The following is a 22,486-nucleotide window of genomic DNA, read 5'->3' on the forward strand; positions in this document are numbered from 1 at the left end:
TTGAAGTCCTCCAACTAAGTCGCGGGGGCCGGCGGGCCCCAGCCCCCCCCCCGGCGCCTCGTCGTACCCCGGCCGGCTACGGAACCCCTGCCATCACCTTGCGCAGCAGGCCGGTGAGTGCCGCGATCTCCGCCCCGTCGAGCCCGGTGAGCGCTTCGCGCTGTACCTCCAGCCCCGCCGTGACCGCCTCGTCGATGAGGGCGAGGCCCCGGTCGGTGATGGTCACGCGGAGCCCGCGCCGGTCGTCCGGATCGGGGCTCCTGCGGAGCAGCCCGGCCTTCTCCAGCTTGTCCAGCCGTCCCGTCATCCCGCCCGTGGTGAGCATGAGCGTGGCCGAGAGCTGGCGGGGCGAGAGGGTGTACGGGGTTCCGCTCCGGCGCAGCGTGGCCACGACGTCGAACTCCCCCCGCGAGATTCCGTAGCGCGCGTAGGCCTTCTCCATCGCGTCACCCATGGCTTTGGAGATCCGGTAGATCCGGCCGAACACCGCCATGGGTGTGGTGTCCAGATCGGGTCGCACCGCGAGCCACTGGTCGGCGATCGCGTCGACGGCGTCCTTGTCGGTCATGGGCGCAGTATCCGGCTTCCACTTGTTCCTCCGCAAGAAAGTTGCTTGCAGGAAAGTAGCTTAGTGCTAAGCTACTTCCAAGTGAGCTACTCGCCTGAGCAACTCGTCCCTGCCGGAGGAGCACCCGTGAAGCGCGTCACCACCATCGCCCTGACCGCACTCGCCCCCATCTCCTGGGGCTCCACCTACGCCGTGGCCTCCGAGCTGCTGCCGCCCGACCGGCCGCTGTTCACCGGGGTGGTGCGGGCCCTGCCCGCCGGGCTGCTGCTCACCGCCCTCGCCCGGAAGCTGCCCACGGGGGTGTGGTGGTGGAAGGCCGCCGTCCTCGGCGGGCTCAACATCGGCGCCTTCTTCCCGCTGCTGTTCCTCTCCGCCTACCGCCTGCCCGGCGGGGTCGCGGCCGTCCTGGGCTCCGCGGGACCGCTGTTCGTCGTGGGGCTGGCCGCCCTCCTCCTGGGCGAACGGGCCCGGCTGCGGACCGTGCTCGCCGCCGTCGCGGCGGCCTTCGGGGTCGGCATGGTGGTGCTGACCGCACAGGCGGAGCTCGATCCGGTCGGGGTGGCGGCCGGCCTCGTCTCCTCCTCCTCGATGGCTGCGGGCACCGTCATGACCAAGCGGTGGGGGCGTCCGGAAGGCGTCGGCCCGCTGGCCATGACCGGCTGGCAGCTCACTGCGGGCGGCCTGATCATCGTCCCGATCGCCGCGCTGGTGGAAGGGGCACCGCCGGCGCTCGACGGCAGGGCCTTCCTCGGCTACGGCTACATGATGCTGATCAACACCGGCATCGCGTACTGGCTCTGGTTCCGCGGCATCGGGCAGCTCACCGCCACGTCCGTGACCCTCCTCGGCCCGCTCTCGCCGCTCACCGCCGCGGTCATCGGCTGGGCCGCCCTGGGGCAGGCGCTGTCGCCGGTGCAGGTGCTGGGCATGGTGATCGCCTTCGGCGCCACCGTCGCGGGGCAGCTCGCGGTGGGCGCGCCGCGACCGAAGGCCGAAACGTTCAGTTCTGCTGAAGTAACCGATCGAAATGTTTCGATGGACCTGACGGGTACCCCGGTGCGACGGTAGACCGACGAGCCGACACTCCGAACCCCGAGGGAGAGACCCACAGTGGCCGTCACGGACCGCGTCCGCACCGTCCCGCAGGAAGCACTGCCCGGCAAGGCGAAGAAGGCGGCCGCCGGTCTCGGCCTCCTCCTCGCCCTGCTCGCCACGGTCGTCTGGTCCGGCAGCTTCGTCGCCACCCGTGGCATGGCGGACAGCATCCCGCCCGTCCAGGCCGTCTTCTGGCGCTGGGTCGTCGCCACCGTGGCCGTCGCCCCCTTCGCCGCCCAGCAGGCCTGGCAGCAACGGGCCCTGATCCGCAAGCACTTCGGCTACATCGCCCTGGCGACACTCTTCGGCGTCGCCCTCTACAACACGCTCGTCCACCAGGCCGGACTGACCACCTCGGCCTCCAACATGGGCATGATCATGGCCGCCTCACCGGTCATCATGGCCCTCTACGCCCGCCTCGGCGGCGAACGGCTCGGCGCCCGGCGCACCTTCGGCCTGGCCCTCGCGGCCCTCGGCGTGCTCCTCCTGGTCGGCAAGGGATCGATCCGCTTCGACTTCGCCGCCGGCGACCTGTGGATGTTCGGCGCGGCCCTGTCCTTCGCCACGTACAGCGCGCTCCTCAAGCGCAAGCCCGCCGAACTGGGCGGCCTCGCCTTCCTGCTCACCACCTTCGTCCTCGGCGCGCTCATGCTCGCCCCCGTCTACGCCCTGTCCGTCGGCGTCCAGGGCGGCTTCCAGGTCACCCCCTCCACCGCCGGAATGCTCCTGTACGTCGGCGTGTTCTCCTCCGCCGTCGCCTTCTTCGCCTGGAACAAGGCCATCGGGATGATCGGCGCCGCCCGCGCCGGAGTCGTCTACTACCTCCAGCCGGTCTGCGTCGCGGGCCTCGGCCTGCTGCTCCTCGGCGAGACCACCGGCCCGACGCAGCTCCTCTGCATGGCGCTGATCCTCGGCGGAGTGGGTCTGGGTGCCCGGCGGTAGGTTCGGTCCCATGATCGAGTGGGACATCAAGAAGCTGCGGATCCTGCGGACCCTCGCCGAACAGGGGACCGTGACCGCGACGGCCGAGGCGCTGCACATGACGCCCTCGGCCGTTTCGCAGCAGCTGACCAACCTGGCCCGGATGCTGGGGGTCCCGCTGCTGGAGGCCCAGGGCCGGCGGGTCCGGCTCACCGACGCCGCCCACCTCGTACTGCGGCACGCGGAGGCGGTGTTCGCGCAACTGGAGCGGGCCGACGCGGAGCTCACCGGATACCTCGCCGGGGAAGCGGGGGAGGTCCGGATCGGGGCCTTCTCCACCGCCGTACCCGTCCTCGTGGTCCCGGCGGTCGCCGCCCTGAGGCGCTCGCACCCCGGCGTGGAGGTCCGCGTACGGGAGACCGAGGCGGCCGAGTCCTACGAGCTGCTGTCCGCCGGGGTCGTCGACCTCGCGCTGTCCCTCGCGGCCCACGCCCCGACCGCCCGCGATCCCCGCTTCACCCGCAGGACCCTGCTGGAGGACCCCCTCGACGTGGCCCTGCCCCCGGACCACCCGCTGGCCGGCGCCGCGGAGCTGCGGCTCGCGGACCTGTCCGGGGACCCGTGGATCTACGGCGGCTCCGGCCCCTGGTCGGAGATCACCCGCCACGCCTGCGAGGCGGCCGGCTTCGTTCCGGAACAGGCCCACTCGGCGTCCGGCTGGACCGCGATCCTGGCCATGGTCGAAGCGGGCATGGGGGTGGCCCTGGTCCCGCGCATGGTGGCGAGCCGCGCGGCGGGCGTCGCCGTCCGGGGCCTGCCCCACGACCGGCCCACCCGGCACGTCATCGCCGCCCTGCGGCGTGGCTCGGAGTCGGCCCCTGCCGTGGCCCACGTCCTGGCGGCCCTGCGAGCGGCCGCCGAGGCCCGGCCGTAGCCGTCGCTGCGATGGGGCGGCCCTGCGGGGCGAAGTCCCCTGCCCGCCCTTCCACCGTCCCCCGGACTCCGGCCGGGGGACCCCCGGCCGGGCGCTGCCCGGACCCGGTCCTCACACGCCGGACGGGCTGGATCGGGCCGGCGTCGGCCCGCACGTGAACGCAGGCGGGCGGGACATCCCGTCCGGCCCGCACGCGAACGCCGGCAAGGCGGGGAAATCCAGCCTTGCCGGCGTTCGAGGCGCGGGGTCCGGGGCGGAGCCCCGGGAACGGACCCGCAGGGTCAGGCCCGGGCGTCCGCCGCCTGGGCGCGCAGCGCCCGCTCCACGCCCGCGCGGGACTCGGAGACGAGACGCCGCAGGGCCGCGTTCGGCTCGGCCGAGGCCAGCCAGGCGTCCGTCGCCGCGAGGGTCTGCGCGGAGACCTGGAGGGACGGGTAGAGCCCCACCGCGATCTGCTGGGCGATCTCGTGGCTACGGGTCTCCCAGACCTCCTTCACCGCCGCGAAGTACTTCGCCGTGTACGGGGCGAGGAGCTCGCGCTGGTCGGTCTGGACGAAGCCGCCGATCACCGCCTCCTGCACCGCGTTCGGGAGCGAGTCGCCCTCGACGACCGAAGCCCACGCCTCGGCCTTGGCCTCCGCCGTCGGACGCGCCGCGCGGGCGGTCGCCGCGTGCCGCTCGCCCGCCGCGGTCCTGTCCCGCTCCAGCTCGGCCGTGATGGCCGCCTCGTCGGCGACGCCCGTGGCGACCAGGCGCTCCAGGAACGCCCAGCGCAGCTCGGTGTCCACGGCCAGGCCCTTGACCTCGGCCGAGCCGTCCAGCAGCGCCGACAGGTAGGTCAGCTGCTCCTCGGTGCGGGCCGTCGCCGCGAAGGCGCGCGCCCACGCCAGCTGGTGGTCGCTGCCCGGCTCGGCCGCGCGCAGGTGCTCCAGCGCCGCCTCCGTCCAGGTGGCCAGGCCCTGGTCGCGCCACGCCGGGTCGGCGTACAGGTCCACGGCCAGCTTGACCTGGCGGTGCAGCGACTGGACGACGCCGATGTCCGACTCCTTGCCGATGCCCGACAGGACGAGGGCGAGGTAGTCCCGGGTGGCCAGTTCGCCGTCGCGGGTCATGTCCCAGGCCGACGCCCAGCACAGCGCGCGCGGCAGCGACTCGGTGAAGTCGCCCAGGTGCGCGGTGACGTTGGCGAGGGACACCTCGTCGAGGCGGACCTTGGCGTACGACAGGTCGTCGTCGTTGAGCAGGACCACGGCCGGACGGGTCCGGCCGATCAGCTCCGGCACGGCGGTGAGGTCGCCGTCGATGTCCAGCTCGATCCGCTCGCTGCGCACCAGCTTGCCGTCGGCCAGGTCGTACAGGCCGACCGCGATGCGGTGCGGGCGCAGGACGGGCTCGCCCTTGGCACCGGCCGGCAGGGCCGGGGCCTCCTGGCGGACGGCGAAGGCGGTGATGGAGCCGTTCTCGTCCGTCTCGATCTCCGGGCGCAGGATGTTGATCCCGGCCGTCTCCAGCCAGGCCTTCGACCATGCGGTCAGATCGCGGCCGGAGGTCTCCTCCAGGGCGCCCAGCAGGTCCGACAGGCGCGTGTTCCCGAAGGCGTGCGCCTTGAAGTACGCCTGCACGCCCTTGAAGAAGGCGTCCTGGCCGACGTAGGCCACGAGCTGCTTGAGGACCGAGGCGCCCTTGGCGTACGTGATGCCGTCGAAGTTGACCAGGACGTCGTCCAGGTCACGGATGTCGGCCATGATCGGGTGCGTGGAGGGCAGCTGGTCCTGCCGGTACGCCCAGGTCTTCATGGAGTTGGCGAAGGAGGTCCAGGCGTGCGGCCACTTCGAGCCCTCCGCGTACGCCTGGCAGGCGATGGAGGTGTAGGTGGCGAACGACTCGTTCAGCCACAGGTCGTTCCACCACTCCATGGTGACCAGGTCGCCGAACCACATGTGCGCGAGCTCGTGCAGGATGGTCTCGGCGCGCGTCTCGTACGCCGCGTCCGTCACCTTCGAGCGGAAGACGTACTGGTCGCGGATGGTGACCGCGCCCGCGTTCTCCATCGCGCCCGCGTTGAACTCCGGTACGAAGAGCTGGTCGTACTTCGCGAAGGGGTAGTCGTACGCGAACTTCTCCTGGAACCAGGTGAAGCCCTGCCGGGTCACGTCGAAGATCGCGTCGGCGTCGAGGAACTCGGCGAGCGAGGGACGGCAGTAGATGCCGAGCGGGACGGACTGCCCGTCCGCGCCCTCGTAGGAGCTGTGCACCGCGTGGTACGGGCCGACGATCAGCGCCGTGATGTACGTGGAGATGCGCGGGGTGGGCTCGAAGCGCCAGACGTTGTCGGCCGGAGCCTCGGGCGTCGGGGAGTTCGAGATGACCGTCCAGCCCGCGGGGGCCGTCACGGTGAACCGGAACGTCGCCTTCAGATCGGGCTGCTCGAAGCTCGCGAACACGCGGCGCGCGTCCGGGACCTCGAACTGCGTGTACAGGTACGCCTGCTCGTCGACCGGGTCGACGAAGCGGTGCAGACCCTCACCGGTGTTGGTGTACGCACAGTCGGCGACGACGCGGAGCTCGTTGGCCCCGGCGGCGAGGTGCGCGAGCGCGATCCGGGAATCCCGGAAGACGGTGGCCACGTCGAGGGACGTGCCGTTGAGGACGACCTCGTGCACGGCCGGAGCGACCAGGTCGATGAAGGTCTCGGCGCCGGCCTCGGCGGACTGGAAGCGCACGGTGGTCACGGAGGGGTACGTGCCGCCCTCCTGCGCGCCGCTGAGATCGAGCTCGATCTCGTACGAGTCGACACTGAGCAGCTTTGCGCGCTGCTGAGCCTCTTCACGGGTCAGATTCGTGCCTGGCACGCGGTCATCTCCTTCGATGGTGACGTTCCGGCCCATCCTTCCACGCGGGCCGGGCCACCGCGCCGGAGTAATCCACGGGCGAAACTCGACGTCCGATTTCCGCCAGCTCCGACCGGTCCGCCGGGAGCACCCTGGACCCCATGACCACCCACACCGTGCTCGCCATCGCCCCTCCCGTCCTGGCCCGACTGCGCACCCTCGACGACGCCGGGCGGCCCTGCACGCCCTACGAGGACCCGGAGGGCGGTGCCCCGCTGCGCTGCTGTCTGCGCCGCAGTGCCCCCGGCGAACGGATCGCCCTCGTCTCCTACGCCCCGCTGCGCCGCTGGGCCGCAGCGACCGGCGTCGACCCGGGGGCCTACGACGAGCAGGGCCCGGTGTTCGTCCACGCCGCCGAGTGCGGCGGACCGGACCCGGACTCCGGCCTCCCCTTCGCCCACCCCGGCGCCCTGCGCACGGCCCGCCGCTACGACGCGGCGGGCCACATCCTCGGCGGGCGGGTGCTCGACCTCGCCGAGGACCCGGACGCGGTGATCGGGCAGGCGCTGGCGGAGGCCTTCGAGGACCCGCGGACCGAGCTCGTCCACGTCCGCGCGGCCGAGTACGGCTGCTACCTCTTCGAGGTCCGCCGGGCGTAGGGGGGCACGCCGTAGCCAGGAACACCGAGGGGCGGCACCGTCACGGTGCCGCCCCTCGGCCGTGCGGGCGGGATCAGCCGCGGAGCTCCTCCGCGACCAGCTCCGCGATCTGGATCGCGTTCAGCGCGGCGCCCTTGCGGAGGTTGTCGTTGGAGAGGAACAGCGCGAGGCCGTTCTCGGTGGTCTCGTCGACGCGGATGCGGCCCACGTACGACGCGTCCTTGCCGGCGGCCTGCAGCGGGGTCGGGATCTCCGAGAGCTCGACGCCCGGGGCGTCCTTCAGCAGCTCGTAGGCGCGCTCGACGCTCAGCGGGCGGGTGAAGCGGACGTTGACCTGGAGGGAGTGGCCGGCGAAGACCGGCACGCGCACGCAGGTGCCCGAGACCTTGAGCTCCGGGATCTCGAGGATCTTGCGGGACTCGTTGCGGAGCTTCTGCTCCTCGTCGGTCTCGAAGGAGCCGTCGTCGACGATCGAGCCCGCGAGCGGGATCACGTTGTAGGCGATCGGCCGCTTGTAGACGGCAGGCGCCGGGAACTCCACCGCGTCGCCGTCGAAGGTCAGCTGGTCGGCGGCCTCGGATACCGCGCAGGCCTGGCCCTTGAGCTCGGCGACGCCCGCCAGGCCCGAGCCGGACACGGCCTGGTACGTGGTGGCGATCAGCGCGGTCAGACCGGCCTCGTCGTGCAGCGGGCGCAGCACCGGCATCGCGGCCATCGTGGTGCAGTTCGGGTTCGCGATGATGCCCTTGGGGCGGTTCCTGATCGCGTGCGGGTTGACCTCGGAGACGACGAGGGGGACCTCGGGGTCACGGCGCCAGGCGGAGGAGTTGTCGATCACGACGGCGCCCTGCGAGGCGACCTTCTCGGCGAGGGCCTTGGACGTGGCGCCGCCCGCGGAGAAGAGCACGATGTCCAGGCCGGAGTAGTCGGCCGTGGAGGCGTCCTCGATGGTGATCTCCCGGCCTTCCCACTCCAGGGTGGAGCCGGCCGAACGGGCCGAGGCGAACAGCCGCAGTTCGTCCACCGGGAACTTGCGCTCGGCCAGGATGCCGCGCATGACTCCGCCGACCTGTCCGGTGGCTCCGACGATTCCGACCCTCACGGTGACTCCTCTTGCTAGGTACGACGCGGGCGCGCGTGAAGCCATCATGCGTTCGACCCCACGAGCCTTGTCCAATCCATTGTCCAGAGTGCGGGACGCGAGCCCGACGGCGCGGCAATGCCATGGCGCGGGGCCCGGCCCTTGCGTCACATCTGAGGGTGACTTCCGCCGGACCAAGGAGCTACTCGTCGGTAGACAGCCGACAAGGCAGCAGGGGCGGGTACCCGAATCGGGTACCCGCCCCTGTGTCATGCGGTCACACGGGTGGTGCGGTCACGCGGTCGCGGCCTTACGGCAGGACCTTCTCGATCTGCACGCTGCCGGTGCCGGCGGCGGTGCCGCGGGCGTTGAGCAGCTTGACCTCGCCGAAGAACTGGCGGCCTTCCGGAGCGGCGCTGTTGACCAGCACGTTCGCGGAGACGGTCGCCGAGGCGCCGTTGGCGAGGTCGACCGCGGCGGCCTCGTCGACCTGGACGGTGCCCAGGGCGGCCGAGTAGTAGACGTCGCGGTAGTCGTACGCGGTGGAGCCGGACGGGATCGCGTAGCCGAACACCTCGATGGTGTAGGTGCCCGCGGCCGGGTTGACGAGGCTCACGGCCTCCTCGGAGTCGCCGTCGGCGGAGGAGCCGACCTTGACGCCGTCCTTGTACACGTCCAGGTCGAGGTCGGCGGCGGTGTCGGACACCTTGCCGATCGCGATGTCGAGGCGGGAGACGCCCTCGCCGATCGTGACCTCGGTGGTGTGGGTCTCACCGGCGGCGATGGTCGGCTTGGCGACCTTCGCGGAGCCGAGCGGGCCACCCTGGAGCTTGCCGCCGGTGATGGCGGCCCCGTCGTTCTTCACGGTCCACTGGACCGGCGCCGGGGTGCCCTGCTTGACCTCGGGCAGGACCTTGACCGCGGGGTCGAAGGCCGCGCCGAGCACGGAGACGTCCAGCTTGTACGGGTTGTCGAGCAGCGGCGACGTACGGCGCGACTCGACCTCGATCTCCCAGACGCCCGGCTGCGGGTTCGGGTACGAACGCAGGTCGGGGCGGCACTGGTTGGCCGGGTTGTCGTAGTTCGGGTAGCACTGGGTCGTCGCGCTGTCCTCGACGCCCACGCCGTACGGGTGGATCGAGATGAAGCGCGTCTGGCTGCCCGCCGCGAGTCCGCCGAGGGAGACCTCGAGGGTCTTCGCGCCCGCCGGGACGGTCACGAAGTAGGACTTGTGGCTGTTGCGCTGCACGGAGGAGGTGTCCGCGTAGCTGTACGAGGGCTTCGCCAGCGGGGCCGAGACGACGACCGTGGAGAGGATCTGCTTGTCGATGCCCTCGGTGGTGGCGTCGTCGAGCTGCAGGATGCCGCTGTGGACGCCGGCCGTCGTGGCCTTGGCCTCGACCTTGATGGTGACCGGCTTGTTCAGCGGCAGGGTGACGTAGTCGTAGCCGCCGATGACCTTGAACGTGCCGTCGTTGTTGCGCCAGCTCAGCTGGTGCGGGGTGCCGTACTTGACGCCCGTGGTGCGGGTGACGACGACGTCGTAGACCTTCTTCTGGCCGACCTTCAGGCCGCCCTCACGGTCGTAGACGCCGGTGCCGAAGCCCGGGGTCTTCAGGAACTGGTCGATCGCGGTGTCGACCGGTGCCTTGACGGTGAACTCGTTCGCCTTCGCGCCGCGCTGGATGGACTCCCACGCGCCGGGGATGTTGATCAGGCCCGCGCCCTGGGCGTGCGCCGGAACGTCCGCGATCTTCTTCGCGCTGCTGGTGAGCGCGATGCGCAGGTTCGCCGGGGTGAGGGCGATCTTCTGCTGCTTGGCGGCCGAGATCAGCAGGGCGCTGGCGCCCGCCGCCTGCGGCGAGGACATCGAGGTGCCCTGGAGCATGCCGTAACCGGCCGGCAGGTTGTAGCCGGCCTCCTTCACCGGTGCGCCGGGCAGCCAGGTCTGGATGGTGTTGATCGACGCGCCGGGGGCGGTGATCGTCGGCGTGAAGCCGCCGTCCTCACGCGGACCGCGGGAGGAGAAGGGGAACATGTTGTACTTCTTGGCCACGCCGGAGCCGTAGTTGGCCGCCCAGGTCTCCTTGGAGACCGCCGCACCCACGGAGATGACCTTGTCCGCGAGACCGGGGTCGCCGATGGTGTTGATGCCGGGGCCCTCGTTGCCCGCCGAGATGACGAGCTGGACACCGTAGGTGTCGATGAGGTTCTTGTAGAGCTCGGCGCGCGCGTTGTTGCCGTCGTTCAGGGCCGGCAGGCCGCCGATCGACATGTTGACGATGTCCACGCCGCGGTTGACGACGAGGTCGATCATGCCCTCGGTCAGCGCGATGTTGGTGCAGCCGCCGGACCAGGAGCAGGCGCGCGAGGAGACGAGCTTGGCGCCGGGCGCCTCGCCGTTCATCGCGCCGCCGAACAGGCCGTTGGCGGCGGTGATGCCCGCGACGTGCGTGCCGTGCTCGGACTCGATGATGCCGACGTTGACGAAGTCGGCCTTCTTGCCGACCCAGTCACCGCCCAGCGGGTCCATCGGGACGTCCTTGCGGATCTCGATCACGAACGGGATGCGCTCGGCGACCTCGGTCGCCGGGTTGTCCGTGCCGAAGTAGCCGATCTGGTAGCCGTCCTTGTACGGCTTCATCGGCTCGTTGTTCGTGAAGTCGTTGTCCTGGTCGGTGTCGACGCGGACGGTCCCGGCAACCGGGTCGTAGAGCAGGCCGAACCGGTCGGTGGTGTCCCCGTCCCGGTTGACGTCGCCCTTCATGTCACCGTTGGCGGTGATCGACTCGGTGAAGCGGCTCCACTGGAACGAGCCCTCCGGAGCCTTCCAGCTGCCGCCGCCCGCGGTGAAGGTGCCACCGGCGACCGGGGTGATCTGCGCGCGCCAGGTGGCGTCGCCGTCGGTGATCGGGTCGGTCGCGGTGACCCAGTCGACGATCTTGCGCTCGCCGGTGGTGGTCTTCTGGAGCGCCGGGTGGCCGAGGTCGACACCCGAGTCCATGATGCCGATGGTCACGCCGCGGCCGTCGGCCTTCGGGTTCTTCTTGAGGAAGTCCAGCGCACCGGTCTCGAAGGACGGGTTGTACGGGTTCTTCGCCGGGGTGTTCTTGTCCGGGCCCGGGTAGGTCTCGGCGGCGGTCCGCTTCACCGTGCCCGTCTCGCGGTCCGCGTCCGGACGGGGGTCCGGGAGCTGGATCTCGTGCCGCAGGTCGATGCCGTGCACGGAGGACAGCTTGGCGGCCGCCTTCAGCGCGGCCTCGGCCTTGTCGGTCGGCAGGGTGGCGCGCACGTAGCCGAGCTTGTCGTACGTCTGGCCCACGGAGGCGCCCTGGACGTCGTCGAGCTGCTTGGCCACCTGCTGGGTCTCGCCGGGGGCCGTCGCGACCATGACCGTGACGGTCTTCTCGCCCTTGGTCTTGGCTTCCTGGAGCAGCTCGGCGTCGGCCGAGCCGAGCTTCTGGTCGGCCGACTTGACCGCGGGACTGGCGGTCGGGGTATCGGTGCCGGTCGCCGCGAAGACGGGCATGGCGCCGGTGGCCGCGAGGGCGGCCACCAGGCCGGCCGCGGCCGCGACGCGCACGGCGCGTCGGGTCGCGGGTATGGAGCTGGGGGAGTCGAGGGTCATCAGCATCCCTGGCTAAGTGAAAGTTACGGTCCGGATTTCGGTGCCGGATGACCGGTCAGCCTCGCGTAAGTGACAGCTCTTTGGGGAGAGTTGTCACGGACCGATACCTAGCGTGGCGGACTCCCGCCAGCTCGGGGCATACGCCAGAAGGCTCGTACCGGAACGAACCGGTGCGAACCTTCGGGTTGGAACGTGGATTTATAGACTTCCCGACCCTCCATCAGGAGTGGGCCGGGCTCCGGTCTCAGATCAGGTGTGACAACTTCCGGGCGTTCAGCGCACGCGCGTGCGCGCGTAATGACGGGAGGCTTTCGCCCGGTTTCCGCAGGCCGACATCGAGCACCAGCGCCGGGTGCCGTTGCGCGAGGTGTCGTGGAAGCGCAGTACACAGGTCTCGGAGGCGCACTTGCGGATCCGGCCGGGGTCGGCGCCCAGCAGCTCCAGGTAGTCGCGGGCGGCCGTCCAGGCCGGACCCCAGGTCGGGTCGTCGAACTCGGTCCGCTCGCCGGGCCCTTCGGCGGTCAGGGTCGCCCGGATCCGCCCGTACTCCAGGACGGCGTCGACCAGGGCGCGGGCGCTCTCGTCGGCCGGATCCGCGACCGCGCGGGCCAGTGCCTCGCGGGCGGTGAGCAGGTGGACCAGGGTCGAGGCGTCGGCGCGGAAGCGGCCGGCCAGCCCGGTGCTCTCCAGCCAGAGCGCGAGCCCTTCGATGCGGGTGAGCCCGAAGGCCCCCGCGAAGAGGTCGACGGGTTCGCCCTCGTGGACCCACCGGGTGTTCAGCAGGTCCAGGGCCACCGGTTCCCCGGTCAGGGGTCGTGGGTCCGTCGTCGTCATGTCCGCCTCCTCCTGGAACTAACCCCTCAAGAGTACGTGAGCGGTTGACTCCCTCATGTCTAACCCCTAAGCTCGATTTAGAAGGTTAGAAATTCGGAGTTCTGGGGAAGGAACCGTTGTGACGACCGTCATCAGCAAGCTGCGCACCGGCCACGTGGGCCTGAACGTCACGGATCTCGAGCGGTCGCTCGTCTTCTACCGGGACGGCCTCGGCTTCGAACTGCTGGGCGAGGGCAAGGAGGAGGACCGGCGCTTCGCCTTCCTCGGCCAGGACGGCGAGCTCGTGCTCACCCTGTGGCAGCAGGCCGAGGGGGCCTACGCACCCGGCGCGGCCGGACTGCACCACCTCGCGCTCTCCGCGGACGCCATCGAGGAGGTCCGGGAGTACGAGGAGCGGCTGCGCGGCCTGGGTGTCGACTTCGCCTACGACGGGATCGTCGCCCACCGCGAGGGAGCCGCCTCCGGCGGGATCTTCTTCCACGATCCGGACGGGACCCGTCTGGAGATCTCCGTGCCGAACGGCGCCGAAGGCGCCGAGGCTCCCACCACAGGGGCCCCGACCTGCGGGTTCTTCTAATGGCCGGGTACCACTGGGGCTCGCTGGCCATCCAGGAGCGGGTCGGCGTACGGGAGCACGCCGTGCACGTCGGCCAGTCCGTCACCCCGCACATCAAGGACGTGGCGGCGGCCTTCCTGGGGCTTCAGCCGCACCTGGTCGTCGGCGCGGCCGATCCCGGAGGTCTGCTCTGGGCCTCACTGCTGACCGGCGCCCCCGGTTTCGTACGGGCCACCGGGCCGGACCGGATCGCGGTCAGGGGAGGGATCCCCGAGGGTGATCCGCTCGCCGAGGCACTGGCCACCGCCGGCACCCGGGTCGGGACCATCTCCCTCGACCCGCGCACCCGGCGCCGGATGCGGCTGGGCGGAACCCTGGAGGTGACCGCCGGCGGGTTCGCGCTGGCGGCCGAACGGGTCTTCGCCAACTGCCCCAAGTACCTCCAGAAGCGCCAGCCCGTCCGGCTCGTCGCCGAAGGAGCCGGTGTCGTGCGGCGCGGGGACGCGCTCACCCCCGACCAGGAACGGGCCGTCCGCGCCGCCGACACCTTCTTCGTCGCCACCTCCGCGGGGGCGGACGGGGCCGACGCGAGCCACCGGGGCGGGATGCCGGGCTTCGTCGAGGTGCTGTCCCCGACCGAACTGGCCTGGCCGGACTACGCGGGCAACGCGATGTTCCTGACGCTGGGGAACCTGCTGGCGGACCCGCGGGCCGGGCTGCTGTTCCCGGACTGGGAGAGCGGGGCGCTGCTCCAGCTCAGCGGGCGGGCGGAGACGGACTTCTCGGAGGGCCGGCCGGCCGGGGAGCGGCGGGTCCGCTTCCAGGTCGAGTCGGTGGTGGAGAGCGTGCACCCGGGGCGGCTGCTGTGGAGCGCCCCGGAGTACTCGCCTGCGAATCCGGCGCTGCCCGCGTTGCCTTCGCCGTAGGGCGTTCACCTGGGCAGGACGACGAGGTAGGCGGCGGGCTCGCGGTCGTCGGACGCCGTCAGGGCGGTCCGTACGACCGCCGCCTGCTGCTCGGGCCAGTCGCGGAGCTTGCGCGGGGTGATGTGCAGGACGGTCACCCCGCACCGCTCCAGGGTCTCCCGCTTGCGGACGGACTCCGACCACTGCTCGTCCTCGCCCTGGCGCGGGGCCCGGGTGTCGATCTCGATGGCCACCGCGTGCTCCGGCCAGTACGCGTCGACCCCGCCCAGGTGCGGGCCGCCGGGCAGCCGCAGGTCCACGTTCCAGACCGGCTCGGGGAGCTCGTAGCCCCGTACGAGCTGGTACAGCCGGTCCTCGGCGATGGCCCGGCCCTCGGCGAGCAGCGATTCGACGGCGTCCACCACGTGCGGCCGGTTCAGCAGCCGCGCCACCGTCAGCTCCCGTACCACGGCGGCCGGTTCGCAGTGCCCGCCGCGGACGGCTTCGCTGAGCAGGCGACGGACCGTACCGGCGTCGGACAGGTGGGCGACGGCGTCGGCGACGGCGCGGGCCACGGGGGCGACGGGCAGCCCGGTGACCTCGATCGACCGGGGCGGGGTGTGCGTCCGGACGATGCGGACCTGTCCGGCGGAGCGCAGTCGGCGGGTGTTCGGGACGAGCACGTCGATCTGGGGGAGGCCGAGCAGCGCGGGGGCGGAGGAGAACCGGTACAGCGCGAGGGCCGCCAGCCCGGTGATCATGACCTCGTCGCCGCGGCGCCCTGCGTAGAGGAGCGCCGCGTGCAGCCGCTCCTCGCTCGTCGCGGGACCGGAGTGGAGCAGGAACACCCCCGGCAGGATCTGCTGCCAGGACCGCTCGGCGGCGTCGGAGGCGGTGACCCCGTGCTCGCGGAGCTGGGCCAGCGACAGCACGCGGGGGCGGTTGTCGGTGAGGTGGGCGAGGGGGAGGGGTGCGTTGTGGTTCATGACGCTGAGATTCCCTCAGGCCATGGCCTCGCTAACCCCTGTTACACATCCGTCGGCAAATCGGGACAAGACGGGGCTAAAGTACGGACGTTCGACTGCCGATGGAGTGCGCCGGTCGGGGGCCGGCGAGGCTGGGGAATCCAGCCTCGCCGGCCCCGCAGGGCTAGCTCGCCGCAGCCACGTCGCAGGCCTGCGCGCGCAGCGCCCGGGCCAGGTCGTCCCGCGACTCCAGGACCAGGCGGCGCAGGGCCGGCGCCGCCGACTCGTGCGCCGCCAGCCACGCGTCCGTCGCGTCCAGCGTCTCCTGCGAGTCCTGGAGGGACGGGTACAGCCCCCGCACCACGTCCATGCCGATCTGGATCGACCGGTCGGCCCAGATCCGCTCGATCACGGCGAAGTAGCGCTCCGTGTACGGCGCCAGCAGCCCCCGCTGCGAAGACTGCTGCATCCCCGCGATCGTCGCCTCGACCAACGCGTTCGACAGCGCGTCCGACTCCACCACCGCGGCCCACGCCTGGTCCTTGACCGCAGCCGACGGCCGCGCCGCCAGGCACCGCACCTGGTGCCGCTTGCCCGACGCCGTGTCGTCCCGCGTCAGTTCGGCCGCGAGGACCTCCTCGCCGATCGCGCCGTGCGCGGCCAGCGGCAGCAGGAAGTCCCAGCGCAGCTCCTGGTCCACCTCCAGCCCGTCGATCCGCGCCGATCCCTCCAGCAGCCCCAGCAGCAGCTGGAAGTCGCCCTCGGTCGCCGCGCCCTTCGCGAAGAAGCGGGCCCAGGTGAGCTGGTGCTCCGACCCCGGCTCCGCGAACCGCAGTTCCTGCAGCGCGCACGCCGCCAGCACCTTGCCGCCCTGCTCCCGCCAGTCGGGCGCCGCGTAGTGCGTGACCGCGGTCAGCGCCTGCGCGTGCAGCATCTGCAGGACGCCGACGTCCGTCTCCCGGCCCGCGTGGGCCAGTACGAGCGAGACGAAGTCCCGTGCCGGCATCAGCCCGTCGCGCGTCAGGTTCCACAGCGCCGACCAGCACAGTGCGCGGCTCAGCGGGTCCGCGACCGAGCCCAGGTGCGAGCGCAGCGCGGCCAGCGACCCCTCGTCGAAGCGGATCTTGCAGTAGGTCAGGTCCTCGTCGTTGACGAGCACCAGGGCCGGCTTCTCCTGCCCGGCCAGCTCGGCGACGGCCGTCCGGGCCCCCGCGACGTCCGCCTCGGCCCGCGCGTAGCGCACCAGTGCGCCGTCCGGGTCCAGCCGGTACAGGCCCACCGCGACCCGGTGCGGGCGGAGCTCGTCGCCGTCCTGGACCACCGCCAGCTCGGTCACCCGGCCGCCCGCGTCGCAGGTCACCACCGGGGTCAGTGCGTTCACGCCGGCCGTCTGCAGCCAGGCCCGCGACCACTCGGCCATGTCCCGCCCGGAGACCTCCGCGAGCACCGACAGCAGGTCGTCCAGGGTGGTGTTCCCGTAGGCGTTCGCCTTGAAGTAGCGCCGTGCGCCCTCCAGGAAGGCGTCCCGGCCCACGTACGCCACGAGCTGCTTGAGCACCGCCGCGCCCTTGGCGTAGGTGATGCCGTCGAAGTTCAGCTTCGCGTCCTCCAGGTCACGGATGTCGGCCGTGATCGGGTGCGTGGACGGCAGCTGGTCGGCCCGGTAGGCCCACGCCTTGCGGCTGTTGGCGAAGGTGACCCACGCCTGGTCGAACCGCGTGGCCTCGACCAGGGCGAAGGAGCCCATGAAGTCCGCGAAGGACTCCTTCAGCCACAGGTCGTCCCACCACTTCATGGTGACCAGGTCGCCGAACCACATGTGCGCCATCTCGTGCAGGATCGTGTTCGCGCGCCGCTCGTACGAGGCCTGCGTGACCTTCCCGCGGAAGATGTACTCCTCCCGGAAGGTCACCATCCCCGGGTTCTCCATGGCACCGAGGTTGTACTCCGGCACGAAGGCCTGGTCGTACTTCCCGAAGGGGTACGGGTAGTCGAAGATCTCGTGGAAGAGGTCGAAGCCCTGCTTCGTGACGAGGAACACCTCGTCCGCGTCGAAGTGCTTCGCCAGCCCCTTGCGGCAGATGGCGCCGAGCGGGATCGTCAGGTCCCCGCGCGTGTAGGAGTCCGTGACGTAGTGGTACGGCCCCGCCACCACGCACGTGATGTACGTGGAGATCGGCGCGGTCTCGGCGAAGCGCCGGGTCTGCCCCTCGCGGGACTCCTCGACCCCGTTGCTCCAGACCTGCCAGCCCTCGGGCGCGGTCACCTCGAAGCGGTACGGGGCCTTGAGGTCGGGCTGCTCGAAGTTCGCGTACACCCGCCGGGCGTCGGCCGGCTCGTACTGGGTGTAGAGGTAGACCTCGCCGTCCTCCGGGTCCACGAAGCGGTGCATGCCCTCGCCGGTCCGGCTGTACGCGCAGTCGGCGTCGACCACGAGCACGTTCTCGGAGGCGAGCCCGTCCAGGGCGATCCGCGCGCCGTCGAAGACGGCGGCCGGGTCCAGCTCGCGCCCGTTGAGGGTCACGCCGTTCACCTTGGGCGCGATCAGGTCCGCGAAGCTCGACGCTCCCGGGGCGGCGGCGCGGAAGCGGACGGTGGTCACCGAGCGGAACGTCCTGGGGCCGTCGGCCGGTTCGGCCTCGTCCACCGCGGACCTCAAGTCGAGGACCACCTCGTACCCGTCGACGGACAGCAGCTCGGCCCGCTCGCGGGCCTCGTCACGGGACAGATTCTCTCCGGGCACGTGCACTCCTTCGTGCGTGATCGCGATACCTGACCGAATCCTCCCACGGGGGAATGCGTGTGCGGTCGGAGCGGTTGGGCAGGGAGGAACGTTCCGATATGAGGAGAGACATGGCTGACACCCAGGTGCGCGAGAAGACCCCTGTCGACTTCTGGTTCGACCCGCTCTGCCCCTGGGCCTGGATGACGTCCCGCTGGATGCTGGAGGTCGAGAAGGTCCGTGACGTGGAGGTCCGCTGGCACGTGATGAGCCTCGCGGTCCTGAACGAGAACAAGCTCGACGAACTGCCCGAGCGCTACCGCGAACTGCTCGGCCCCAAGGGCTGGGCTCCCGTGCGCGTCGTCGTCGCCGCCCAGCAGAAGTTCGGCGACGAGATCACCGGCAAGCTCTACACCGCCCTGGGCACCCGCTTCCACAACGAGGAGCAGGGCCCGACCCGCGAGGCGATCGCCGACGCCTTGAGCGAGGTGGGCCTGCCCGCCGAGCTCATCCACTACGCGGACTCCGACGAGTACGACGAGGTCCTGCGCGACTCCCACAACGACGGCATCAACCGTGTCGGCCAGGAGGTCGGCACCCCGGTCATCTCGGTGCCCGGCGCCGACGGCGAAGACGTCGCCTTCTTCGGCCCGGTCGTCACCCCCGCCCCGCGCGGCGAGGCCGCGGCCCGCCTCTGGGACGGCACCCTGCTCGTCGCCTCCACCCCGGGCTTCTACGAGATCAAGCGCACCCGCACCCAGGGGCCGATCTTCGACTAGTCCGACGCACGAGTAGCGCGGAAGACCCCCGCGAGTCACGTCCTCGCGGGGGTCTTCCGGTGGACACGCCCGCACGTGAAGGCTGAGAAGACGATCACGGGGCGGACGGGTTCTGGTGGCGCCGATCAGCCCTTGGCGGGGATCAGCAGCGGGGTGTTGGCCTTGGCGTCGGCGTAGCGCCGGGCCACGTCCTGCCAGTTGACGACGTTCCACATCGCCTCGATGAAGTCCACCTTCTGGTTCTTGTACTGCAGGTAGAAGGCGTGCTCCCAGGCGTCGAACACGAGGACCGGGGTGCTGGACACGCCGACGTTGCCCTGGTGGTCGTAGATCTGCTCGACGATCAGGCGGCCGCTGACGGGCTCGTACGCGAGCACGCCCCAGCCGGAACCCTGGGTCGCGGAGGACGCGAAGGTGAGCTGCTTCCTGAACTTCGCGAACGAGCCGAAGGATTCGGTGATCGCGTCGGCCAGCTCGCCCAGGCCGTCGGCCGAGGTGGGCTCGCCGCCGCCCTCGCCGGTCTTGGGGCTCGCCATGTTGTGCCAGTAGATGCTGTGCAGGATGTGCCCGGAGAGATGGAAGGCCAGGTTCTTCTCCAGGCCGTTCAACGCGCCCCAGTTCTCCTTGTCGCGCGCCTCCTCCAGCTGCTCCAGCGTGTTGTTGGCGCCCGTGACGTAGGCCGCGTGGTGCTTGTCGTGGTGCAGCTCGATGATCTGCGGGTTGATGACGGGCTCGAGAGCCGCGTAGTCGTAAGGAAGCTCAGGAAGCGTGTAGATGGCCATGCGTGTATCCGGTCCCCTCGGCGTGCCAACTGCTTATTGCAATTAATGCGCAACTGCACGCTAGCAGTATCTATTTCCCGTGGCCCATAAGGGTCACCTCACGTGTGGGGTCCGCCGGAACGCCGGAGGCCGGACCCATGCGCTCGCATGAATCCGGCCTCCGGGCCGCCGTACGGCGGGTGTCACGCGGCTTCGCGCACCGCCGCCCGGCGCTGGACGACGTAGCCCGTGGCGGCGAGGGCCACGGTCAGGCCGCCGGTGAAGACGAGCTGGATCCGGGTGTCGTCGCCCATGGCCATCAGGACCAGGACCCCGGCGAGTCCGGCCAGCGCGACCCAGGTCAGATAGGGGAAGCCCCACATCTTCACGACCAGCTTCTCGGGGGCCTCGCGCTCCATGCGGCGCCGCAGCAGGAACTGCGAGACGGCGATGAAGCCCCAGACGACGAGGATGACTCCGCCGACCATGTTCAGCAGCCAGGCGAAGAGGGTGTCCGGGTACCAGTAGGACAGCAGCACGGTGACGAAGCCGAAGCCGGAGGAGGCGAGCACCGCCCGGCGCGGCACCCGGCCGGAGAGCTCGCCCAGGGCCTTGGGGCCCTGGCCGCGGGCGACCAGGGAGTAGGCCATGCGGGAGGAGCCGTAGATGTTCGCGTTCATCGCGGACAGCAGGGCGATCAGGATGACCACGTTCATGACCTGGCCGGCGTGCGGGATGCCCAGGTGGTCCAGGGTGGCCGCGTAGGGGCCCGCGGTGGTGACCGCCGGATCGTTCCACGGCAGCAGCGTGACGATGACCAGCATCGAGCCGACGTAGACGACCGCGATCCGCCACATGGTGGTCTTCACGGCCTTGGCGACGCCCCGGACCGGGTTGTCGGACTCGGCGGCCGCGATGGTCACCGTCTCCAGGCCGCCGTACGCGACCACGGAGGCGAGCAGGCCGACCAGCAGCCCGTCCACGCCGTTGGGGAGGAAGCCGCCGTCGTGCAGCAGGTTCGCGGTGCCGGGGGAGCCGGCGGCGGGCAGCACGCCCAGGACGGCCAGCACGCCCAGGCCCAGGAAGAGGCCGATCGCGCCGATCTTCAGGGCGGCGAACCAGAACTCGAACTCGCCGAAGTGGGAGACGGCGGCCAGGTTGGAGCCGCAGAACATCGCCATGAAGACCAGCACCCACATCCACGAGGGGGTGCCCGGGAACCAGCCCGTCATGATGTGCGCCGCGCCGATGGCCTCGATGGCCACGCCCACGCACAGCAGGGTCCAGAACATCCAGCCGGCGGTGAAACCGGCCCACGGACCGATCGCCCGCTCCGCGTGCACCGAGAAGGAGCCGGAGGCGGGGTTCGCGGCGGACATCTCGCCGAGCATCCGCATCACGAACATCACGAGCAGCCCGGAAGCGGCGTACGCGACCACGATCGAGGGACCGGCGGCCGCGATGCCGGCGCCGGAGCCGACGAAGAGGCCCGCGCCGATGACCCCGCCGAGGGCGATCATCGAGAGGTGGCGCTGCTTGAGTCCGTTGCCGAGGGGCGATCCGGCGTCGCCGACGGGCGGCGCGTCCTGTGCGCGGGGTGCGGCGGTCGTCTGGCTCATGGGGAGGTGCCTGTCCGGTGTGCGGGGGGACGGGAGGGAGTGCCCCAGTCTCACCTGTGTCCGGTCACCGGACCCTTGGTGTCCGTTATCCGGACAACCGGATGACCAGGTGTGATCATCCCCGTACGCTGGCGCACCGGACCGGAGCGCACGACGGAGGGCCGAATGGACCACGGCACAAGGGAATTGGCCGCGACGGGCCGGGGCGTGCTCGTCACCGGAGCCTCGCGGGGCATCGGACGGGCGATCGCCACGGCGTTTGCCGAACAGGGCGACCGGGTCGCGGTGCACTGCACGGTCCGCGGGCCCGACGCCGAGCGGACCCTCGCGGAGCTGTCGGGCGGGGGGCACGTCCTCGTCGCCGGCGACCTCGCCGACCCGGCGCGCGTGGAAGCCCTCGCCGCCGAGGCCGAGGAGGCGCTCGGCGGGATCGACGTGCTCGTGAACAACGCCGCCGTGATGGTCGCGCATCCGCTGCCCACCACGTCGTACGCCGACTGGCAGGCCGCCTGGCAGCACACGGCCGCGGTCAACCTGTTCGGCGCCGCCAACCTCGCCTACTGCGCGGCCCGCCGCATGATCGACGGCCGTCGCGAGGGACGCATCGTCAACATCGGCTCGCGCGGCGCCTTCCGGGGCGAGCCCGACCACCCCGCCTACGGCGCCACCAAGGCCGCGCTGCACGCGCTGGGCCAGTCCCTCGCCGTCTCCCTCGCCCCGCACGGCATCGCCGTGTCCTCCGTCGCCCCCGGTTTCGTCGCCACCGAGCGGGTCGCCGGCCGGCTGGAGGGGGAGGAGGGCGAGCGGATCCGGGCGCAGAGCCCGTTCGGCCGGGTGGGCACCCCGCAGGAGATCGCCGCCGCCGTGCTCCATCTGGCCTCGCCCGCGGGGCGCTGGAGCTCGGGCGCGGTCCTCGACGTCAACGGGGCCTCGTACCTGCGCACCTGACTCCTTGCGCACCTGACTCCTCGCGCACCTGACTCCTTGCGCACCTGACGCGCCGCCCACCTGACGCGCGAAGGCCCCCCCCCCGGGTGGGCGGGGGCCCTCGCGGGGGCCCGACGGGCGGGCAGGCCGGCGGCCCCCCGGCCGGTCGCTGAGCCCGCAGCCAGGCTTCGGCGGCCTGCGGGGAACGCAGCCGCACCACCCGCAGCGGAGCGAACCGCGCGTCCCCGGCCAGCCCGCCGATCTCCGCGCGCCGGGCCCCGTACTGGGACCAGGCCCACCACGCGGGGTGGTCGGCGAGCAACCACTCCCGCCACCGCTCCCTGTTGCCGCCGAACAGCCGCTCCCGCAGCAGGCTCCGGCGCAGCGAGCGCACCAGCACCCGGCGCATCACCGTACGGCGCGGCTGGTCCAGCCACACCACGGTGTCCGCCCTCCGCCACAGCACCTCGCGCGCGGCCTCCGGCCCGTGGGAGTCGAGGATCCACCGGTCGCCCTCCGCGATCCGCGCCAGGTCCGCGACGTAGGACGGGCTGACGGCCCACCCCGGCCCGGAGAAGTGCAGCTCGTCCACCTCGTGGTACGGCAGCGCGCGCAGCCGTCCCAACTCCCTGGCCAGGGTGGACTTGCCGGCTCCGCTGATGCCGACCACGAGGACGCGTTCCATCGGCGGAGCCTAACCG

At 71.5% G+C, this 22,486-nt stretch carries 18 protein-coding genes; 8 read left to right on the forward strand and 10 right to left on the reverse strand.

Features of this window, described 5'->3' with window-relative positions:
* Window positions 1-76: 76 nt before the first annotated feature.
* Window positions 77-568, reverse strand: a complete 492-nt coding sequence (locus ABZY57_RS10200) for a MarR family transcriptional regulator (RefSeq protein ID WP_356510121.1) — start codon at window positions 566-568, stop codon at window positions 77-79.
* 126 nt (window positions 569-694) lie between these two features.
* Here ABZY57_RS10200 and ABZY57_RS10205 point away from each other — a divergent pair, with 126 nt between their 5' ends.
* The 3 genes from ABZY57_RS10205 (at window position 695) to ABZY57_RS10215 (ending at window position 3,518) form a co-directional block, all read left to right on the forward strand.
* Complete coding sequence (locus ABZY57_RS10205; protein WP_356510123.1) at window positions 695-1,636, forward strand: EamA family transporter; 942 nt, start codon at window positions 695-697, stop codon at window positions 1,634-1,636.
* Window positions 1,637-1,720: 84 nt separating this feature from the next.
* Window positions 1,721-2,605: a DMT family transporter gene (locus ABZY57_RS10210; RefSeq protein WP_356510215.1), complete on the forward strand. Its 885-nt coding sequence runs from the start codon at window positions 1,721-1,723 to the stop codon at window positions 2,603-2,605.
* A gap of 10 nt (window positions 2,606-2,615) precedes the next feature.
* Window positions 2,616-3,518: a LysR family transcriptional regulator gene (locus ABZY57_RS10215; RefSeq protein ID WP_356510125.1), complete on the forward strand. Its 903-nt coding sequence runs from the start codon at window positions 2,616-2,618 to the stop codon at window positions 3,516-3,518.
* Between the two features lie 281 nt (window positions 3,519-3,799).
* On the opposite strand, the gene pepN (ABZY57_RS10220) is transcribed toward ABZY57_RS10215, so the two are convergent.
* A complete protein-coding gene (pepN, locus tag ABZY57_RS10220; protein WP_356510127.1) occupies window positions 3,800-6,370 on the reverse strand; it encodes an aminopeptidase N in 2,571 nt (856 codons plus the stop codon).
* Window positions 6,371-6,510: 140 nt separating this feature from the next.
* Between pepN (ABZY57_RS10220) and ABZY57_RS10225 the strand changes: the two genes are divergently transcribed.
* Window positions 6,511-7,008, forward strand: a complete 498-nt coding sequence (locus ABZY57_RS10225; RefSeq protein WP_356510129.1) for a DUF1203 domain-containing protein — start codon at window positions 6,511-6,513, stop codon at window positions 7,006-7,008.
* A 73-nt stretch (window positions 7,009-7,081) separates the two neighbouring features.
* Here ABZY57_RS10225 and ABZY57_RS10230 read toward each other — a convergent pair whose 3' ends face one another.
* The 3 genes from ABZY57_RS10230 to ABZY57_RS10240 all read right to left on the reverse strand — a co-directional run bounded on the left by ABZY57_RS10230 (window position 7,082) and on the right by ABZY57_RS10240 (window position 12,551).
* The gene (locus tag ABZY57_RS10230) at window positions 7,082-8,110 is read right to left on the reverse strand and encodes an aspartate-semialdehyde dehydrogenase (RefSeq protein WP_356510131.1); all 1,029 of its coding nucleotides are present in this window, start codon (window positions 8,108-8,110) and stop codon (window positions 7,082-7,084) included.
* A gap of 289 nt (window positions 8,111-8,399) precedes the next feature.
* On the reverse strand, window positions 8,400-11,717 hold the full coding sequence (locus ABZY57_RS10235; protein ID WP_356510133.1) for a S8 family serine peptidase: 3,318 nt from the start codon (window positions 11,715-11,717) through the stop codon (window positions 8,400-8,402).
* Between the two features lie 273 nt (window positions 11,718-11,990).
* Window positions 11,991-12,551: a CGNR zinc finger domain-containing protein gene (locus ABZY57_RS10240; protein WP_356510135.1), complete on the reverse strand. Its 561-nt coding sequence runs from the start codon at window positions 12,549-12,551 to the stop codon at window positions 11,991-11,993.
* 118 nt (window positions 12,552-12,669) lie between these two features.
* Here ABZY57_RS10240 and ABZY57_RS10245 point away from each other — a divergent pair, with 118 nt between their 5' ends.
* Both ABZY57_RS10245 and ABZY57_RS10250 read left to right on the forward strand, forming a co-directional pair.
* Window positions 12,670-13,128: a VOC family protein gene (locus tag ABZY57_RS10245; protein WP_356510137.1), complete on the forward strand. Its 459-nt coding sequence runs from the start codon at window positions 12,670-12,672 to the stop codon at window positions 13,126-13,128.
* Window positions 13,128-14,033 (forward strand): pyridoxamine 5'-phosphate oxidase family protein, encoded by a 906-nt coding sequence (locus ABZY57_RS10250; protein ID WP_356510139.1) that lies wholly within the window; start codon window positions 13,128-13,130, stop codon window positions 14,031-14,033. The genes ABZY57_RS10245 and ABZY57_RS10250 overlap by 1 nt, the downstream gene beginning before the upstream one ends.
* Window positions 14,034-14,038: 5 nt before the next feature.
* On the opposite strand, the gene ABZY57_RS10255 is transcribed toward ABZY57_RS10250, so the two are convergent.
* Window positions 14,039-14,998: a hypothetical protein gene (locus tag ABZY57_RS10255; RefSeq protein ID WP_356510141.1), complete on the reverse strand. Its 960-nt coding sequence runs from the start codon at window positions 14,996-14,998 to the stop codon at window positions 14,039-14,041.
* 163 nt (window positions 14,999-15,161) lie between these two features.
* Window positions 15,162-17,720 (reverse strand): aminopeptidase N, encoded by a 2,559-nt coding sequence (pepN, locus tag ABZY57_RS10260; protein WP_356510143.1) that lies wholly within the window; start codon window positions 17,718-17,720, stop codon window positions 15,162-15,164.
* A 110-nt stretch (window positions 17,721-17,830) separates the two neighbouring features.
* Between pepN (ABZY57_RS10260) and ABZY57_RS10265 the strand changes: the two genes are divergently transcribed.
* A complete protein-coding gene (locus ABZY57_RS10265) occupies window positions 17,831-18,478 on the forward strand; it encodes a DsbA family protein (RefSeq protein WP_356510145.1) in 648 nt (215 codons plus the stop codon).
* Window positions 18,479-18,603: 125 nt separating this feature from the next.
* On the opposite strand, the gene ABZY57_RS10270 is transcribed toward ABZY57_RS10265, so the two are convergent.
* Entirely contained in the window at window positions 18,604-19,260 is a 657-nt protein-coding gene (locus tag ABZY57_RS10270; RefSeq protein WP_356510147.1) for a superoxide dismutase, read from the reverse strand.
* A gap of 182 nt (window positions 19,261-19,442) precedes the next feature.
* A complete protein-coding gene (locus tag ABZY57_RS10275; protein ID WP_356510149.1) occupies window positions 19,443-20,858 on the reverse strand; it encodes an amino acid permease in 1,416 nt (471 codons plus the stop codon).
* 165 nt (window positions 20,859-21,023) lie between these two features.
* Between ABZY57_RS10275 and ABZY57_RS10280 the strand changes: the two genes are divergently transcribed.
* The gene (locus tag ABZY57_RS10280) at window positions 21,024-21,806 is read left to right on the forward strand and encodes an SDR family oxidoreductase (protein ID WP_356510151.1); all 783 of its coding nucleotides are present in this window, start codon (window positions 21,024-21,026) and stop codon (window positions 21,804-21,806) included.
* Here ABZY57_RS10280 and ABZY57_RS10285 read toward each other — a convergent pair.
* Window positions 21,778-22,470 carry an adenylate kinase gene (locus tag ABZY57_RS10285; RefSeq protein ID WP_356510153.1) on the reverse strand — a complete coding sequence of 231 codons (693 nt, stop codon included), beginning with the start codon at window positions 22,468-22,470 and terminating at the stop codon, window positions 21,778-21,780. The two genes, ABZY57_RS10280 and ABZY57_RS10285, sit on opposite strands and share 29 nt — an antisense overlap.
* Window positions 22,471-22,486: the final 16 nt, after the last annotated feature.

Origin of the sequence: Streptomyces sp. NPDC006450 (assembly GCF_040612195.1) — a bacterium.
GTDB lineage: Bacteria > Actinomycetota > Actinomycetes > Streptomycetales > Streptomycetaceae > Streptomyces.